Origin of the sequence: Papillibacter cinnamivorans DSM 12816, from assembly GCF_900176335.1 — a bacterium.
In the GTDB taxonomy this organism is placed as follows: Bacteria; Bacillota; Clostridia; order Oscillospirales; family Oscillospiraceae; genus Papillibacter; species Papillibacter cinnamivorans.
Map to the genome: position 1 here is coordinate 247909 of NZ_FWXW01000001.1, position 17797 is coordinate 265705.

15 protein-coding genes and 1 tRNA gene are annotated in these 17797 nt (G+C 55.3%); 9 read left to right on the forward strand and 7 right to left on the reverse strand.

What is annotated here, in order from left to right; all coding sequences use genetic code 11:
• Positions 1–185: 185 nt before the first annotated feature.
• The 8 genes from B9A13_RS01185 to B9A13_RS01220 all read left to right on the forward strand — a co-directional run bounded on the left by B9A13_RS01185 (position 186) and on the right by B9A13_RS01220 (position 8735).
• Entirely contained in the window at positions 186–1628 is a 1443-nt protein-coding gene (locus B9A13_RS01185; RefSeq protein ID WP_084233206.1) for a 4-hydroxyphenylacetate 3-hydroxylase family protein, read from the forward strand.
• A gap of 12 nt (positions 1629–1640) precedes the next feature.
• Complete coding sequence (locus B9A13_RS01190) at positions 1641–1937, forward strand: hypothetical protein (protein ID WP_084233207.1); 297 nt, start codon at positions 1641–1643, stop codon at positions 1935–1937.
• 99 nt (positions 1938–2036) lie between these two features.
• The gene (locus B9A13_RS01195; protein ID WP_423241255.1) at positions 2037–3101 is read left to right on the forward strand and encodes a zinc-binding dehydrogenase; all 1065 of its coding nucleotides are present in this window, start codon (positions 2037–2039) and stop codon (positions 3099–3101) included.
• A 17-nt stretch (positions 3102–3118) separates the two neighbouring features.
• On the forward strand, positions 3119–3877 hold the full coding sequence (locus B9A13_RS01200; protein ID WP_084233208.1) for an SDR family NAD(P)-dependent oxidoreductase: 759 nt from the start codon (positions 3119–3121) through the stop codon (positions 3875–3877).
• A 21-nt stretch (positions 3878–3898) separates the two neighbouring features.
• A complete protein-coding gene (locus B9A13_RS01205; RefSeq protein ID WP_341456007.1) occupies positions 3899–5467 on the forward strand; it encodes an acyl CoA:acetate/3-ketoacid CoA transferase in 1569 nt (522 codons plus the stop codon).
• 26 nt (positions 5468–5493) lie between these two features.
• Positions 5494–6861, forward strand: a complete 1368-nt coding sequence (locus tag B9A13_RS01210; RefSeq protein ID WP_084233209.1) for a hypothetical protein — start codon at positions 5494–5496, stop codon at positions 6859–6861.
• Positions 6862–7052: 191 nt separating this feature from the next.
• Positions 7053–7835, forward strand: coding sequence for an enoyl-CoA hydratase-related protein (locus tag B9A13_RS01215; RefSeq protein ID WP_423241256.1), 783 nt, complete (start codon positions 7053–7055; stop codon positions 7833–7835).
• A gap of 51 nt (positions 7836–7886) precedes the next feature.
• A complete protein-coding gene (locus B9A13_RS01220) occupies positions 7887–8735 on the forward strand; it encodes a 3-hydroxybutyryl-CoA dehydrogenase (protein ID WP_084233211.1) in 849 nt (282 codons plus the stop codon).
• 71 nt (positions 8736–8806) lie between these two features.
• Here the strand turns inward: B9A13_RS01220 and B9A13_RS01225 are convergent, their stop codons facing one another.
• From B9A13_RS01225 to B9A13_RS01235, 3 genes are all read right to left on the reverse strand, one after another.
• A complete protein-coding gene (locus B9A13_RS01225; RefSeq protein WP_159447981.1) occupies positions 8807–9943 on the reverse strand; it encodes a GGDEF domain-containing protein in 1137 nt (378 codons plus the stop codon).
• A 163-nt stretch (positions 9944–10106) separates the two neighbouring features.
• On the reverse strand, positions 10107–12251 hold the full coding sequence (gene feoB, locus B9A13_RS01230; RefSeq protein ID WP_084233213.1) for a ferrous iron transport protein B: 2145 nt from the start codon (positions 12249–12251) through the stop codon (positions 10107–10109).
• Between the two features lie 13 nt (positions 12252–12264).
• Positions 12265–12501 (reverse strand): FeoA family protein, encoded by a 237-nt coding sequence (locus B9A13_RS01235; protein ID WP_084233214.1) that lies wholly within the window; start codon positions 12499–12501, stop codon positions 12265–12267.
• A 117-nt stretch (positions 12502–12618) separates the two neighbouring features.
• Between B9A13_RS01235 and B9A13_RS01240 the strand changes: the two genes are divergently transcribed.
• Entirely contained in the window at positions 12619–13053 is a 435-nt protein-coding gene (locus B9A13_RS01240; RefSeq protein ID WP_084233215.1) for a metal-dependent transcriptional regulator, read from the forward strand.
• A gap of 89 nt (positions 13054–13142) precedes the next feature.
• On the opposite strand, the gene B9A13_RS01245 is transcribed toward B9A13_RS01240, so the two are convergent.
• From B9A13_RS01245 to B9A13_RS01260, 4 genes are all read right to left on the reverse strand, one after another.
• Positions 13143–15398 carry a diguanylate cyclase gene (locus tag B9A13_RS01245; protein ID WP_159447982.1) on the reverse strand — a complete coding sequence of 752 codons (2256 nt, stop codon included), beginning with the start codon at positions 15396–15398 and terminating at the stop codon, positions 13143–13145.
• A gap of 505 nt (positions 15399–15903) precedes the next feature.
• A complete protein-coding gene (locus tag B9A13_RS01250; RefSeq protein ID WP_084233217.1) occupies positions 15904–16248 on the reverse strand; it encodes a four-helix bundle copper-binding protein in 345 nt (114 codons plus the stop codon).
• A 334-nt stretch (positions 16249–16582) separates the two neighbouring features.
• A tRNA-Pro gene (locus B9A13_RS01255) sits at positions 16583–16659 on the reverse strand.
• A 102-nt stretch (positions 16660–16761) separates the two neighbouring features.
• On the reverse strand, positions 16762–17796 hold the full coding sequence (locus tag B9A13_RS01260; RefSeq protein WP_084233218.1) for a tyrosine-type recombinase/integrase: 1035 nt from the start codon (positions 17794–17796) through the stop codon (positions 16762–16764).
• Between the last annotated feature and the right edge of the window lies 1 nt (position 17797).

Here is a 17797-nt window from a genome sequence, read left to right on the forward strand (position 1 = left end):
AGTATATTGACCAAAACCCATTGCCTTGCGATCCGTCAGATTGTGAAAAGAGGCAGGCGGCAGAAGAGATCTGCCGCCTGCCTCTTTTCATGGTACAATTTGGCATCTGAATTGCTCTCTAGTAAGGTACAGAAGTAAGATGCATCCGTTACGTGCTTCTGCAATTCGGAATAGGAGGCAAATAAATGAAGACAGGACAAGAGTACAAAGACAGCTTGCGGGGCCGCAATATAAAGGTCTATTTCAAGGGCGAGCTGCTGGACGGCAACACTCTCATTGACAACCCCTACATCAGAGGGCACGTCAACTCGGCCGCTATGACTTATGAAATGGCTTTTGATCCCAAATACGAGGATCTTCTGACGGCCACTTCCCACCTCACCGGAAAAAAGATCAACCGTTTCACCCACATCCATCAGAGCGTGGAGGATCTTCTCACCAAAGTCCGGATGCTGCGGGCCGTCTCGCTGAACACCGGTACCTGCTATCAGCGCTGCGTGGGCCTGGATGCGGTCAACGCCGTGTATACCACCACCTTTGAGATGGACCAGAAATTCGGCACCAACTATCACGAGCGCCTGGTGGATTTTCTCAAACAGTGGCAGGAAAACGACTGGATGGTGGCCGGCGCCATGACCGACCCCAAAGGCGACCGCAGCCTTCGCCCCTCTCAGCAGGCCGATCCAGACCTCTTCGTTCATGTGACTCAAAAGGACGACAAGGGCATCTACGTGTCCGGTGCCAAGGCCCACATGACCGGCATGGTGAACTCCCACTGGATGATTCTCATGCCCACCTCCGGCTACGGAGAGGAGGACAAGGACTACTGCGTCTGCTGTGCCGTGCCCGTGGACGCCCCGGGTATCATCCACATCTTCGGCCGTCAGACCAACGACGGCAGGAAGGAAGAGGGAGAGATCGACCAGGGCAACGCCTGCTACGGCGTGGTGGGCGGCGAGTGCCTCACCGTGCTGGAAGACGTGTTCGTACCCTGGGATAAGGTCTTCATGTGCGGGGAATTCCAGTACTCCGGCATGCTGGTGGAACGTTTTGCCTGCTATCACCGCCAGAATTACGGCGGCTGCAAGGGCGGCGTATCCGATATCGTCATCGGTGCGGCTGCCACCATCGCCGATATGAGCGGCTACAGCAAGGCGGCTCACATCAAGGATAAATTAAACTACATGATCCATCTCACGGAAACCCTGTACGCCTGCTCCGTGGCCTGCTCCGCCATGGGCACCAAAACCGCCTCCGGCGCTTACTATGTGGATCCGCTGCTGGCAAACGTGGGCAAACACAATGTCACCCAGCTTATCTACGATATCGACCGCATCGCCCAGGACATCGGCGGAGGCCTGCTTGCAACCCTGCCCTCCGAGGCGGATCTGAGAAGTCCCGAGGTGGGAAAGTATGTGGAAAAATTCTTCAAAGGCGTTGCCTCCGTTCCCACCGAGGACCGGATGCGTATGGTACGGCTCCTGGAGGTCATGACCGGAGGCGTGGCCCTGGTGGAGAGCATGCACGGCGCGGGCTCCCCCCAGGCGCAGCGCATCATGTACTCCAAGCTCTCCAACCTCGAAGCCAAGAAGGCGGCGGCTAAAAAAATCGCCGGCGTAAAGCCTTAAGGTACCGTCGGCATGAAAGTGGGCGTAAAATTCTGCGGCCACTGCGCGATGCACATGGATATGACCGTACTGTATGGGGCTCTTCGCCTGGCCCTTCCGGAGATCGAGTTTGCATATGCCTCCGCTTCGGAAAAATGGGACCTTCTGCTGATCTTAAACGCCTGTCCCGTTGCCTGCGCCGGCCGTCCGGTCTTTGACGGTCCTGTTATAACCGTCTCGCCCGTCGCCGTCGACGGCTGGCCCGTAGAACCGGAAAATCTTCTGGAGGAGCTGGCAAAGCGGCTGAAGAACGCCGAAAACCGATACTAACCGCGGCGGGCGCATCCCCGGGAAGGGAGATAGCCTGACCCCGGCGATGCCCCGCCGCCGATCCGGAGAAACAAATCGAAAAGACAGGAGGAATATAAATTGAAAGCATTTGGCTGCACCGTACCCGGCAAAGAAGCCGGATGGATGGAAAAAGCGGTCCCGGCAATCGGGCCCTATGACGCCCTTGTAAAGCCGATTGTCATTGCTCCCTGTTCCTCGGATGTTCACAACGCTTTCGAAATAGGCTCTCCGGCGTTCCTGAATAACCGCGTCCTCGGTCACGAGGCGCTGGCGGAGGTCGTCGAGGTGGGAGCCGAGGTAAAGGATTTTAAACCCGGTGACAAGATCGTGGTTCCCGCCGTCACGCCGGACTGGCGTCAGCCCAGCATTCAGGACACCTATCACCAGCATATCAAAAACCCCAACGATTCCTTCAGATACGCCTTTTCTCTTGACGGCGTCTTCGCCGAGTTCTTTCTCGTACCGGATGCGGACATGAACGCTGCGCACCTGCCGGATGGAATGCCCTATGAAAAAGCGGTAATGGCCTGCGACATGATGACCACCGGATTCCACGGCGCGGAGCTTGCGGAAATCGGCTTCGGCGAGAGCGTGGCGGTGATCGGCATCGGCCCCGTGGGCCTCATGGCGGTGGCGGGCGCCGTACTGCGGGGAGCGGGCCGCGTCATGGTGGTGGGAACTCGCCAGAACTGTATTAATATCGCCAGGGAGTACGGCGCCACGGATGTAATCAGCTACAAGGAGGGCGACATCGCAAAGCAGATCAAAGCCATGACGGACCGAAAAGGTGTCGACAAAGTCATCATTGCCGGCGGAAACGCAGACACCTTTGCCGCCGCTGTTACCATGGTCCGCCCCGGGGGAATCGTCGCCAACATCAACTTCTATACCGGCGTCCCCAGCCTTCCCATCCCACTTCTGGCCTGGGGCTCGGGACTTTCTCACAAGACTCTTCGGGGCGGACTGTGTCCCGGCGGCCGCCGCCGGATGGAAAAGATGCTCGCTATGATTCAAAACGGCAGGGTGGACCCCAGCCGGCTGATCACCCATACCTTTAGGGGGCTTGCGGAAGTGGAACCCGCCTTCCAGATGATGGTGAAGAAGCCCGGGGATCTCATCAAGCCCATCGTTTACATTCAATAAAGAAAGAGGGAAGCGGAATGTCTTTCGACGTAAAAGGAAAAATTGCCCTGATAACCGGCTCCACCAAGGGGATCGGCCGCGCCATCGCCGAGGCCCTGGCGGAAAACGGCGCGTCGGTGGTGATCGTCAGCCGTCATCAGAACGACTGCGACGCCGTCGCCGCCGGGATAAGCAAAAAGTATGGGGCCGAGACTCTTGCGGTGGCCGCGGACATCACGAAGCAGGAACAAATCGACCAGTTGGTTGCTAAAGCCGTTGCCCGGTTTGGGCGCATCGACGTGCTGGTAAACAACGCCGGCTCCGCCATCACCAAAAAAGCCGAGGATCTCACCGAGGCCGACTGGGACCGGGTGGTGAACCTGGACCTGAGGGCTGTCTTTTTCACGGCCCAGGCGGTGGGACGGCAGATGATCGCGCAGAAGAGCGGCAAGATCATCAATATTTCCTCCATTCTCGGCCTGGTGGCCGACAAGCAGGTCCTTCCGTACTGCGTTTCCAAGGGGGGCGTTCTCCAGATGACCAAGGCTCTGGCCCTTGAATGGGCAAAGCACAACATCCAGGTCAATGCCATCTGCCCCGGCTATGTGATCACCGAGATCAACCGCGATTTTCTCACGGACGAAAAGGCCTCGGCGGGGCTCCTGAGAAAGACCGTCATGCGCCGCTTCGGCCAGGTGGAGGAGATTGCGGGAGCCGCCGTGTTTCTGGCTTCCGGTGCCTCCAGCTACATGACGGGGCAGCAGATCGTGATCGATGGGGGCTGGACGGCGGAATAAGCGGCTAAATACCGAAAGGGGGTGTCATTTGTGAAAATCGTTTCCGCCAGGGAAGCGGCCAATCTTCTTAAGACCGGCATGACCGTGGCAACCGAGGGCTTTCTGGGCATTCAGGTTGCCGACGAGATCTTTCTCGGAATCCGGGAGCGTTTTCTGGAAGAGGGGCTGCCCCGGGATCTGACCCTGTTTCATATCGCCTCCCAGGGAGACTTTTCCAATGAAAAAGGGCTCTGCCGTCTGGCCGAAGAGGGCCTTCTCAAGCGGGTGATCGGGGCCCATTTCAACACCATGCCCAAGCTCCGGGATATGCTGTCGGAAAATAAGATCGAGGGCTTCAATCTGCCCCAGGGCGTCATCTCCCACATGATGCGGGACATCGCCGCCCACAAGCCGGGCACCATCACCCACGTGGGGCTGAAAACCTTCGTGGACCCCCGTCTGGAGGGGGCAAAGGTCAATCAGAAAGCCAGGGACTCCGGTTATGACCCGGTGGAGCTCATCCACCTGGGCGGCAAAGAATACCTCTGGTATAAGCCTGTCCGGCCGGACGCCTGTATCCTCCGGGGAAGTTATGCCGACGAGCGGGGAAATATCTCCTTCGAAAAAGAAGTCGCCACCCTCAGCACCGTGTCGGTGGCCCAGGCCACCCGGAACAGCGGCGGGATCGTCATCGTCCAGGTGGAACGCATTGTGGGCGCGGGCACGCTGGACCCCAAGCTGGTGAAAATCCCGGGGATCTATGTGGATTACGTGGTGGTGGCCCGCCCGGAAAACCACCGGCAGACCTATGCCGTGGACTACGATCCCGCCTTCACCGGCCATATCCGGGTCCCCGTCAGCTCCATCCCTCCTCTGAAGCTGGATGAGCGTAAGGTGATTGCCCGCCGGGCGGCGATGGAGCTGGTCCCCCGCGCGGTGGTCAATCTCGGCGTGGGAATGCCGGAAGGAGTGGCCATCGTGGCAACCGAAGAGGGGATCGCCCATCACATGAACCTCACCGTGGAGTCCGGCCCTGTGGGCGGCGTCCCGGCGGGGGGCGGGAGCTTCGGCGCCGCCACCAATCCCGAGGCCATCCTGGACCAGGGCTATCAGTTTGATTTTTACGACGGCGGCGGTATCGACGTGGCCTTTCTTGGCATCGGACAGTGCGATGCCAAGGGCAACATCAACGTGTCCAGATTCGGCACCCGGTCCCCGGGCTGCGGTGGCTTTATCAATATCACGCAAAACTCGAAAAAGGTGGTGTTCTGCGGCAACTTTACCGCCGGCGGTGTTCAGCTGGAAATCGGAAACGGAAAACTCACTATAAGAAAGGAAGGGAAGGTACATAAGTTCATCCCCGCCGTGGAACAGATCACCTTCAGCGGGGAATACGCCAAAGAGGTTGCCCAGCCGGTGGTCTACATCACGGAGCGTGCGGTGTTTGAAATGAAGCCGGAAGGCTTCGCACTCACCGAAATCGCCCCCGGGATCGACCTGCAAAAGGACGTGCTGGACCAAATGGACTTTCAGCCGATAATCGCAAAAGAGTTAAAGCGTATGGACGAGCGGATATTCCGTGAAGAAAAAATGGGAATCACACTGATATAAACTGAATAAGAAAGAAAGGGACCGTTATGGCATTGATGAAACGCGCCTACGGGGCGGAACAGCCCTACATCCCGCTCGGCATCTTTAAGGTCAGATTCCCTTTCATCCATTATCGCCTGGAATGGCCGGAAGTGATCCAGGGATTGTTCTGCACCGCCATTTCCGCCGCGGCCTATGTGTATCACATGGAAAACCTCGGCATCAGTTTCGAGCTGGCGTTTCTCCTTACGGTAATCAACGAGCTGCTCTATTTTATCCACGTTACCATGGGAGATCCCGTCTGCCCAGGGTGGATTACCCCGGCGATCCCGCTGACCCTCTCCTATCTGTCCGCCTATGCCGTGGGTCCCGAACGGATTCAGGCTCTGGCCGCGGTCCAGATTATGACGGCGCTTTTCTTCTTCTTCTTCGGGATCACGGGCCTGGCCAAAAAGATCATCGGGATCGTCCCCAAGTCCATGCAGGCCGGAATTTTGTTGGGCGCAGGCTTCTCCGCGGTCAACAGCGTCATCAAGGCCAACGGCCGGGTCGTGGGCATGGAGATTTCCTTCTGGGTCGGCGCCGTCATTTCCCTCATCGTTCTTTACTCCGTCCACTACAATAAATTCCGTACCAAAAACAAGCTCCTGGATCTTTTGGGAAAAGCGGGAATCGTTCCCGGGATGATTGCCGCGCTCATTGTGGGTGTTGTTATCGGAGAGATTCCCATGCCTACGATTCAGTGGGGGATCTTCCACAATTTCGACTTCGCCGGGATTCTTTCCCAGACCTCCGTCTTCGGAATCGGATGGCCAAGCATCTCTCTCTTTCTCAACTGTATTCCTCTGGTGATCAGCATCTACATCATAGCCTTCGGCGACTTCATCACCAGTGAAGCCCTCATCCGGGATGCGGACAAAGTCAGGGACGACGAGATCATCGACTTCAACCCCAGCCGTTCCAACATCCTGTCCGGAATCCGGAACCTCATTGAAGGGATCTTCTGCCCCCACGTCACTCTGGCGGGTCCTCTCTGGGGCGCTGGTACCATTGCCGTCGCCGAGCGCTATAAGAGAGGCCGCGCGGGCATGGACTCCATCTTCAGCGGTATGGGCACATTAAAATTTGCCATGATTGTCGGCATCTTCATCACCCCCCTTATGTCTATCTTTACTCCCGTGGCGCCGGTCCTGGTTTCTTTAACCCTGTTTGTCCAGGGCTTTGCCAGTGGCTACCTCGCCATGGAAATGCTGAAAACCCGTGAGGAGCGCGGCTGCGCCTGCATCATGGGAGTAGCCACCGGATTTGTCAGCGCCGCCACCGGTCTTCTGGTCGGTCTCATCCTCCATGTGCTGATCGGTTTCCCGAAGCAGCAGAAAACCGAAGCAGCCTTAGCGGAAGCCGAGGTAAAATAAGCCGTAGTATCGTACTTTATACTGCGCATGCCACGTCCGATCTATTTGACGCCCGGTACAGACCGCTTTCTGCAGCCCACTCATCGCCCCTCCTTTTTGTTCGGCTTACGGGCGGGTATGGAAGAAGCGTGCCCGCCCTAAGTCGTCCATTCGATGGTATTTTATTTCATTTTTGTTTATTCATGGAGGTGATTCGGATGTCATATATTACGTTTGAACAGAAAAACCATATCGTCCTTCTCACCGTCAATCGTCCGGAGGCACTCAACGCCCTGTGCAAAGAGGTAATCCTGGAGCTGGACGCCGCCATTGCCCGCCTGGAGGAAATGGACGACGTTTCTGTGGTGATTCTCACCGGCGCCGGAAGAGCCTTTGTGGCAGGCGCGGACATCGCCGAAATGAAGGATCTCCCCGTCCCCGTGGCCAGGGACTGGAGTGCTCTGGGAAACCGGGTGTTCCGGCGTCTGGAGACTCTGCCCAAGATCGTGATTGCGGCCGTGGGAGGTTTCGCCCTGGGCGGCGGCTGCGAGCTTGCCATGTCCTGTGATATCCGTATCGCGTCCGAAAAGGCGAAGTTCGGACAGCCGGAGGTCGGCCTGGGTATAACGCCCGGTTTCGGAGGCACCCAACGGCTTCCCCGCATCGTGGGCGTCGGGCGGGCCATGGAGCTCATCGCCACGGGACGCGTCGTCGGAGCGGAGGAGGCTGAGCGCATAGGGCTTGTAAACCGCGTGGTCGCTCCCGAGGCCCTGATGGACGAGACCTTCCGCCTGGCGGAAACCATCTGCGCCCAGGCTCAGATCGCGGTGCGTCAGAGCAAGCGCTGTATCCGCCAGGGGATGCAGGCGGATATCGTCACCGCCGCCGCCTTCGAAAGCGAAGCCTTCGGCCTGTGTTTCTCCACCGAGGACCAGAAGGAAGGCATGAGCGCCTTCGTGGAAAAAAGGGCGGAGAAGAATTTTAAAAATCGGTAACCGCTGCGCCCCGGCGCGCAGCCTAAAAAAGCTTTCGGGGAGGACTGCTGAATGGAAAAGATTTTTGTGATCGGCGCGGGTACCATGGGCCTGGACATCGCTCAGGTGTTCGCCAAAGCGGGCTTTGAGGTCGCCGTCCAGGACGTTTCGGACAAGATTCTGGACGGAACCCGGGCGAAGCTCGTAAAGAGCCTCGAAAAATTGGTGACCAAGGGTACCATGTCGGAAGAAAACAAAGCCGCCCTGCTGGGCAGAATGCGCTTCACCACCGACGTTGCCGCCGCTGCCCATGCGGATCTGGTGATTGAGGCGGTGGTGGAAAATATGGAGATCAAGCGAAAGGTATTCGCCTCTTTGGATGGAATCTGCAAGCCGGAGACCATTCTCGCCTCCAATACTTCCTCGATCTCCATTACCGCCATTGCCGCCGTCACCTCCCGCCAGGACAGGGTCATCGGCATGCACTTTTTTAATCCAGCCGTTGTCATGAAGCTGGTGGAGGTCATCCGGGGTGCCAATACCTCCGACGAAACCACGGAAACGGTGAAGGCACTTGCCAGCCAAATCGGCAAGCGCCCGGTGGAGGTTAACGAAGGCCCCGGTTTTGTTGTCAACAAGATTCTGTGTCCCATGATCAACGAGGCGGTTGGGCTCCTGGAGCTGGGCGTTGCCTCCGCCGAGGATATCGACACCGCCATGTGCCTGGGCGCCAATCACCCCATGGGCCCTTTGACTCTGGCAGATCTCATCGGCCTGGACGTATGCCTTTCCGTAATGGAAACGCTCCACGCAGAAACCGGCGACGACAAATATCGCCCGTCCATGCTGCTGCGCAAATACGTGCGCGCCGGCAAGCTGGGCCGCAAGACGGGTGTCGGCTTCTACGATTATAGAAAGTAATCAAAACCGCGGATTGGATAAACCGGCCTCCGGCAAAAGCCGGAGGCCGGTTTTATATTGAGAAACGAAAATCATGTGTCTTCGCTGACCCATAAGGTGTCCTTCATTGTTTTGGAGCGGTACAGCGCCGAATCGGTTCTCCTCAGCAGCTGTTTCGCGGGCATCCCCCGTGCGTAACGGGCCACTCCGACGCTTGCGGTCAGCGGAATATCCGTCTTTTTCGCGGCGCTGGCCTTCACGTCGTTCTGTATTTTTTTGCAGGTTTCAATCACCTTTTCCATGGGCATATTCTTAAATAAAATGCAGAATTCGTCTCCGCCGAAGCGAAAGGACATGCTGTTGCCGGCCGTGTTTCTCTTTAAGATTCTGCCGAATTCCCGAAGGCACTGGTCGCCTATGTCGTGTCCCAATGTGTCGTTTAGCCTCTTGAAGTTATCCAAGTCAATCATAACAAAGATATAGACGTTTTCATCCTTGTCCTTTTCCATTTCCTCAAATGCTTTCCGCAGAGCCGTTCTGTTGTGGACCTGCGTCAGCTCGTCCATCACCAGCTTCAGCTGCATTTTATGGCGTTCGATTTCTTTCTGTATGCTCGCAGCGTTTTTTTCTTTCTCGAACCGTATCACGATCATGCATATCGCAAAAAAAGCGCCTAAAACGCAGATGGAAATAAAGAAGTCGGACGCCCCCACATCATTGCTGAAAGGATAGGACTTATCGGGATCCCATACCACGAACAGCTCGGATATGACTTTAGCCGCAATGCTGACAGCCGCCGTGACGGTTGTCAGCAAATAGTCGCTGTATACCACCGTCAGCAGGATGGGTGCGGTAAATATCAGATAAAGCGAGGCATAAATGCTGTGGACCGAATAAAAGACAAAACACACTCCCACAAACAGCAGGGAAATATAATACATTTTATGTTTCCGCTGCAGGAGGGGCGAGTGCATCGCCAGGATCCCGGCCGCAAGCAGAACCAGATTTGCCAATAGCGGAGCTATCATGTATTTGACGACATACCTGGCCAGCGATATTTCAATATATCCCATGGCAAACAATGTCGCGCTCAGGATGCATTCCATGAAAAATCCGAATGCAACCAGGCCGATGCATGTGTGATAATGCAGCATCAGCCATCTGTCGTCTATTTTTCTGTATTCGTCCTGAATTTCGGTGATAATCGAGTTGTTAACCGTTTCGTTCATATTTCCCTCTGGCAGTATCATGAAAAATATATAAAAAATACTAACACTACATTATGCTTAAGTCCAGACTGCATTTGAACAATTTTAAATTTTGGCCCATCCGTCTGCCGCATATCGTTGACATTCACTTGGGACTGCGTCATCCTGCCGGCGGCCGGCTGCCCTACGAGAACAGTCTGGCTGCCGACGCGACCAAAAAGCACGCCGCCATGCCCGCCGCCGTGGGAATAAGAAACGCCAAAACCGTCCATTTCCAGCTGCCGGTTTCTTTGTGGATCGTGATGAGCGTTGTGGAGCAGGGCCAGTGCATCAGGGAAAACAGCATGACGCTCACGGCGGTTACCCACGTCCAGCCGTTGGAAACGAAGAGCTCCTTCAGCTCAGCGAGGCTTTGCAGCTCCAGGATGCTCCCCTGGGCCATGTATGCCATGATGATGATGGGAATTACGATTTCGTTGGCCGGAAACCCCAAAATAAAAGCGATGAGGATGACTCCGTCCAGGCCGAGAAACCTTGCAAAGGGATCCAGAAACAAAGCGCAATGATTCAAAAGGCTCACTCCGCCCACCGTTACATTGGCCATGAGCCAGATGACCATGCCCGCCGGAGCCGCGACGACCGCGGCCCGCCCCAGCACAAACAGGGTGCGGTCAAAGACGGAACGTACGATGACCTTTCCGATCTGCGGCCTTCTGTACGGCGGCAGTTCCAAGGTGAAGGAAGTGGGGGTGCCCTTCAGGATAGTTCCGGACAGCAGCTTTGTAACGGCGAAGGTCATGCCGACCCCCAGGACGATCACGGCCGTCAGCAGCAGAGCCGACAAAACCGAGGAAAACGCTCCCCCTGCGGCGCCCGCGAAAAACATGGTAAGTATCGCAATCAAAGCGGGGAACCGCCCGTTGCAGGGCACGAAATTGTTGGTGAGAATCGCCAGAAGGCGCTCCCGCGGGGAATCGATGATCCGGCACCCGATAATGCCGGCAGCGTTGCAGCCGAAGCCCATGCACATCGTCAGCGCCTGCTTTCCGCAGGCGCGGCATCCCTTGAAGGGTTTATCCAGATTGTAGGCCACCCTGGGAAGATAGCCGGCGTCCTCCAGCAGGGTAAAGAGAGGAAAAAAGATGGCCATGGGCGGAAGCATGACGGAAACGACCCAGGCCAGGACCCGGTAGACGCCCAGCACCAGCATACCGTGCAGCCATTCCGGAGCGCCGAAAAAGTGAAAATACTCCGTAAGGCGGTCCTGGAACCAGAACAGCGCGTTGGAAATCACCTGGGACGGATAATTTGCCCCTGTGAGAGTCAGCCAGAAAATCAGGGCCAGAAGTGCCAGCATGATGGGGTATCCGGCCCATCTGCTGGTAAGGATCCTGTCTGCGGCCCGGTCCGCGTCGTTGTAGGTACTCTTTTCGTATGTGACCGTGTCCCGGCAGAGCTCTTCCGATGCGCGCACCAGGCCGGAAACCACCATATCCTTCATCCTGTCGGGGGTAATCCCCTGGCCGGCAAGGGTTTCCCGGACCTCTCCCAGCAGATTGCACAGTTGGGGATCCATAATAAAATCCTCGCCCAAATAGACGCCTATCTCCCGGGTCAGCGCCGGGTCCTGGTCCAGCAGTTTCAGGCTCAGCCACCGGCTGTCCAGCCTTCCGCCGCTTTTCGATCGCACCGCGGGCTCGATTCTGGAAACCGCGTCCTCGATTGCCCGGGGATAGCGCACCCGCAGCGGAACCCTGTTTTCCTTCCCGTCAACCACGGCGTCCACGGCCTGCAGAAGACCGGAAAGGCTCTTCTTCCGCCGCGCCACCGTACCCGCCACGGGTACGCCCAGCTTTCCGGACAGCCTCTCCAGATCGACGCGGACGCCCTTTCGCTTTGCCTCGTCCATGAGGTTGACGCAGACAATGACGTTGCGCGATATCTCAAGCGTCTGCAAAACCAGATTCAAATTCCGCTCCAGGCAGGTGGCGTCGCACACGACTACAACGGCGTCCGGGTCCTGAAAACAAATAAAATTCCTGGCAACCTCTTCCTCGGCCGAGTGTGCCATGAGCGAGTAGGTGCCGGGAATATCCACCATGACATAGGAGTGCTTTTTGCTTCGGCAGTACCCCTGGGCGTTGGTGACCGTTTTCCCAGGCCAGTTCCCGGTGTGCTGGTTCATACCGGTCAGGCTGTTGAAGACCGTGCTTTTCCCCACGTTCGGGTTTCCTGCCAGCGCCACCACCGCGTCCTCCGGCGACCGTTTCCGGATAACCAGGCCCGAATCCATGGCCCTGATCCCCACCGCACTGTTTGTAAGCCCCATGACCGCAGCCCCGTCAGCAGGTTTCCAGCAGAATGTCGGCGCTGTCCTCCGAGCGGATCGCTATGACGGCGCCCCGGATCAGAAAAGCGGAGGGATCTCCCCCCGGACTGCGTCCCAGGCATTCCACCGGAGTGTCTTCGATCAGCCCGATGTCTAGAAGGCGCCGCCTCATGGCTCCGCTGGTCAGCAGCTGCTTAACGACTCCCTTTTCCCCGGGCCTCAGACCGGCCAATGATGTCGTTCTGCTCATATATGTAGCCTCCGCGAATAGATTTAGGATAAGGCAACTTTTTTACCTAATGCCATAGTATTCCAAAATCTGCCCGTTTGTTCCGTATCCCCGTAAAAGGAATCTGAGGTGACGGCAATGGACATAAGCGGAAACTTCTACACTCTGAAAGGATATCAGGTCCATGCGCCTTCCGGGCTTACCCCGGCGATGGAAGACTATCTGGAGATGATCTGCCGGCTGCTGGAACACAGGGAAGTCGTGCGCATCGGCGAACTTGCCGGGAAGCTTCACGTCCGGCCGTCCTCGGCGACTAAAATGATCCGGCAGCTGAAAGCCGCCGGATCCGTGATTTCGGAAAAATACGGGTATATTTACTTAACGGAGAAGGGCAGAAGGGAAGGGGAGTACCTGCTTTACCGCCACCGGGTCCTGCAGCGTTTCTTATGTCTCATCAATCACACGGAGGACGAACTGGAGCAGGTGGAAAAAATAGAACACTTTTTTAATCCCGCCACCATTGAAAACCTGGACTCCCTCACCCTCCGCCTGGAGAAGGAAAAACGGTTCTGATTGTCCGTTTTATCAAAACCAAAAAATCCGGGCCGCGCCGAATGGCGCGGCCCGGGTTTTTTATCCTGTAAAGAATGGAAAGCCGGTCTTTATGCCGTCACTACCCGATCCCTTCCGTCGTTTTTTGCGCGGTAAAGAGCTCTGTCGGCGGCCTTCAGCAGAGCCTCGGCAGTCGGCCCGTTTTCCGGATAGGAGGAGACTCCCAAAGAGATCGTGCATTTCCCCAGCGGCTTTCCCAGGTGATACACCAGAAGTTCTTTTACTCCCAGGCGCAGCTTTTCCGCCCATTGCCTGCTGTTTTCCATGTCCGCGCCGGGCAGGACCACCAGAAATTCTTCTCCGCCGTAACGGCACACGACGTCTCCTCCCCGGGTGGTTCTGTTGAGGAACGCCCCCAGCTCCCGCAGCAGCGCGTCTCCTGCGTCGTGCCCGGCAAGATCGTTAAACTGCTTGAAGTGGTCGATGTCGAACATGATAATTCCCACCGGCTTGTCCTCCCGCTCCGCCCGCTTCAGCTCCCGCTCCAGCGTTTCCTCCATGTACCGGCGGTTGAAAAGGCCGGTGAGCGCGTCGCGGATCGACTGCTGGCGCAGTGTTTCCTTCAGTTTCAGGTTGGAAAGCGCCAGGGCGATGTGCTCCGCGACGGTTGTGACGATCTGGGTCGTATGCTCCGTATACGACCGTCCCGTTTCCTGCGCCTCCTGGTCCGGAGCATCCACATGGTTCAGATGAAGAATCCCGATTGCCCCGCCGTTTACCAGCAGCGGAACGCAAAGATATTGCCCGGATTCGGGTCCGGTGATATGCCCGCAGAGCAGGCCCGGATGATCTGCGTCCACAAGATGCTGCCGCCCGCGCCGGATGGCCCAGCAGCTTAAAGGCTCGAATACCTTCTCCACATAGGCGGGCTCCCCCCAGATTTCCATCGCTTCGGCGTAGTTCCTGGACTCTTTGATCAGGTACAAAGCACCGTGGCTGGCCGGACAGATCCGCTTGATGTACTGTGCGCTGATGGCGCAGGCTTCGTTTACCGTCTGGCAGCTTTGAAGCTGCTCGCCCATCTCGTTTAGCTGATCCAGAGCCTCGGTCCTTTCCTGGAGCTCCTTCACCCAGGAGGCCAGTTTCTCGTTGGCTATCTGCAGCTGTTCCTCCGCTTCCTGCCGTTTGGTGATGTCTATTCCGGTGGCGATGATATAATCTACATGTCCTTCGGCGTTCAGCATTGCCGCAAAGGTCCATGAAATCTGGTATCTGTTTCCGTATTTTGAAACCAGGACGGTATCGTAGGAACCGGCATAATTGCCGCTGAACAGCCTGTCGAGCTCTTCCCGCGAGATTACCGGGTCAAAGAAAGTGGTATCCCACAAGTAGGTTCCCTTAACCTCGTCGAAGGAATACCCGGAAATCTGTTCGCAGGCCCGGTTGAAGCGGGTGATCGTCCCCTTGAAATCGAGGACGACAATCAAGGTTGCCGCGATGTTCAGTATGGTGTTGGAAAAATCCCGTTCTTTTGTCAGCGCGTCTTCCACCCGTTTCAGATTGGATATATCGCGGATGGACGTCAGCAGCATATTTTTTTGGCCGTTGAATTCAATCAGATCGGTGTTGATCAGCACGGATACCGCGCCGCCGTTTTTATGCCTGAACAGGGTCTCGAAGTCCCGCACGCTGCCGATCCGTTTCGTAAGGTCCAGCAGCTGCTGCCGGTCGGAGGGAATCAGGTAAAAGTCCCGTACGCTCATATATTTCAAGTCGTTCGCGCTGTAACCCAGGAGTTCTTCGATGGCGTTATTGCTGACGATCAGGTCCCCCTGGAAGTCGGTAACGGTGATTCCCACCGGTACGTTGCTGAAAAGAGTCCGGTAGCTGGTATCGGGCTTTTTCCTCTGTTTGTACTGTGTGATATCGTATAGAGAGGTCATGAGCACATGTTCGTGATTCAGCTCGATATTGTCGATATTGGCCAATACGGTCCGCAGTGTCCCGTTTTTATGTTTGATGCAGACCTCAAAATCCCGCACCCGATTTGACTCGGCAAATAGGTTCAGCATCCTCTGGCGATCCTTCGAATCGGCATACAAAGCGGAAACATTCGTATTCCGGTATTCTTCGATGTGGATATCCAGCATATCCTGAACCGTTTTATTGAAGCTGAGAATAGTCCCGTCGGTATCCGTGATAATCAGGCCGATTGATGAGGCGCCTGACAGCAAACCGAGATTTTCATACAGCAGCGTTACGTCAGCCGCTTCCGCTTTTTCCGGAGCTTTTGTGCCGCTTTCCTGTTTGCTTGGAGGCATTATGTATTTGAGCAGCTGTTCTTTCGTCAAATCCAGTGGTTTCATAGTCCCTTCCCCCTCAAAATCTTTCATATAGAAAATAAAAGGTCAGCCGGAGGCACGGTTTTTTTTCATTGTATCATGAAGAATGGGTTCATCACAATACGTTATATTTATAACATGATATCTTGCGGCCTGCCGGACAGAGAGCGGGAAATCGGCAATAAAATGATCCCCGGCATTCATTTATCGCAGCGTTCATGCGGATTCATGAGTTTTTAATTTTTAAATCGGCCCAGTTAAGCCGGAGCCGCCCCTCGGACGGCGGAGCCCAACCAGAACCGCCGCTCGTACTGCGCGGCTGTTCCATATTTCCGCAAACCATGCGTCTCCCCGCCGCGAGTGCGGCGTAAAATTCGCAGCGCAGCGGAGAATTTCCGCAGGCGGAATTCACTTCCGCCGTCGCGGTCCAGTCAAGCCGGAGCCGCCATCCGGGCGGCGGAGCCCGATCAAAAGGAAACGGCAGGCCTAAGCCTGCCGTTTCCTTTTGATCGGAGTGAAATTATAGGACTTATTTAGACATCATACCGCATTCGTTTGCACATACATTACATTCTTCTGCACACTTTTTGCAATGCTGATCATTGAACATACCGCATTCTTGTGCACATTCCATGCATATTTTCCCGCAAAGCTTGCATAATTCCATTGCGTGTTTAGCATCCATCGACATAAATGAAGCTGCTTCTTTACAAATGCAAGCGCATTCATTCAGCAAAGAAATACAGTTTTTTCTTGCACTCACATCAGTTTCGGATAAACACATTACCATGCACTCCATACATGCCTGTGCACATCTGGTGCATGCGTCTGTGCATTTTTGATATTTATCGGTTGCCGGATTTACAATACCCATATCTTATTTCTCCAATCTTGTAATAATATTTATTATTTATTGATTAAAGTAATTTATTCATTTTATTATAAATATGGTAAAATCCTGTCGTAAATTTAACTTTACGGCAGGATTTTACAAATGATCGGAGTATCGGAATTTGAATCTATATCCTATTGCCGGCCAAACCATATGTCTCCCCGCCGCGAGTGCGGCGTAAAATTCGCAGCGCAGCGGAGAATTTCCGCAGGCGGAATTCACTTCCGCCGTCGCGGTCCAGTCAAGCCGGAGCAGCCCCTCGGGCGGCGGAGCCCGACCAAAAGGAAACGGCAGGCTTAAGCCTGCCGTTTCCTTTTGGTCGGAGTGTCGGGATTTGAACCCGAGGCCTCTTGGTCCCGAACCAAGCGCGATACCAAACTTCGCCACACCCCGATAGATATTATTAAGTAATTTTTTGAGTATTTGCAGCACTTTGCTGATTTATAGCCTTTGGAACGTTTTTATATACTCTTTGTTCGGCTACTATTCCCGCTACTACTCGGCGCTACTACTCGGTATATATAGTCCGTTGACAGCCTTCAATTTCTCCGCAAGGGAAATGTGCGTATAATTCAGCGTTGTGGAATAATCCTCGTGCCCGAGGATCGCCGCGATTACCGCGGGCTGTACTCCGGCTTCGGCCAGGGCCGTCGCCGCCGTGTGCCGGCAGCAATGCGGATTCAGGCTCCGGACACTGGCGCGGGAGCATGTGACACGAAAGCTATTATAGAATACCTTTTCATGCATTTCAAGTATTTTTTTCTTTCCGGCCAGATATGCCTTCGCAACAACGGGATAAATCTTTTCGCAGATCGGTATCTCGCGGTTTATTCCGGCCTCGGTTTTGATTCCTCCAACCATGTACCGCTCCGGCAAATGGACGTTCTCTTTTTTAATCGTAGAAATTTCGCCGTACCGCATTCCGGTGTAGATCATGATAAGTAGGTATCCGGTAAACTCGTTCCCGGCGTTATAATCCTTCCACAGTTTATTGATTTCGTCCAGGGTAAACGCGTCTTTTGTGGAGGCGCCTTTGGCGGGAAGCTTTACGAAAGATGCGTAATTCTTAGCGCAGTAATCGTTTTCAATGGCATAACGGTACAAACATCCCAGCAGTGTTTTAATGTCCTTCTTGGATCGCCAACCGAGCGGGCAGCTGTCAACGACATCCTGCAGGTCTTTTGTTTTCATCTGCGTAAAAATTCGATAGTGCAGCGCTTCGCAGTTTTTGTATGCCGCCCGATAACCGTTCTCCGTATCCTTTCCCACTTTTGCAAAATGCGGCTTGCTCCAAAGCTCGTACAGGGCCTTAAACCGTATGCTCGTATTTATTCCCGCCGGTTCCATCCGCAGCTCCGGTAAGCAGGTCAGCGCCTCTTTCTTTGTTTTAAATCCACTCTTGGTCTTTACAATGCGCCTGTGTTCGTCCCAGCCGAGAGTAACCTCCGCGCGCCATTTCCCATTGGGCAGCTTAAAAACGGTACCCTGGCCGTTCCCGCGCGTCCTGCGGCGTTTAGTTTTTGTTTCCATA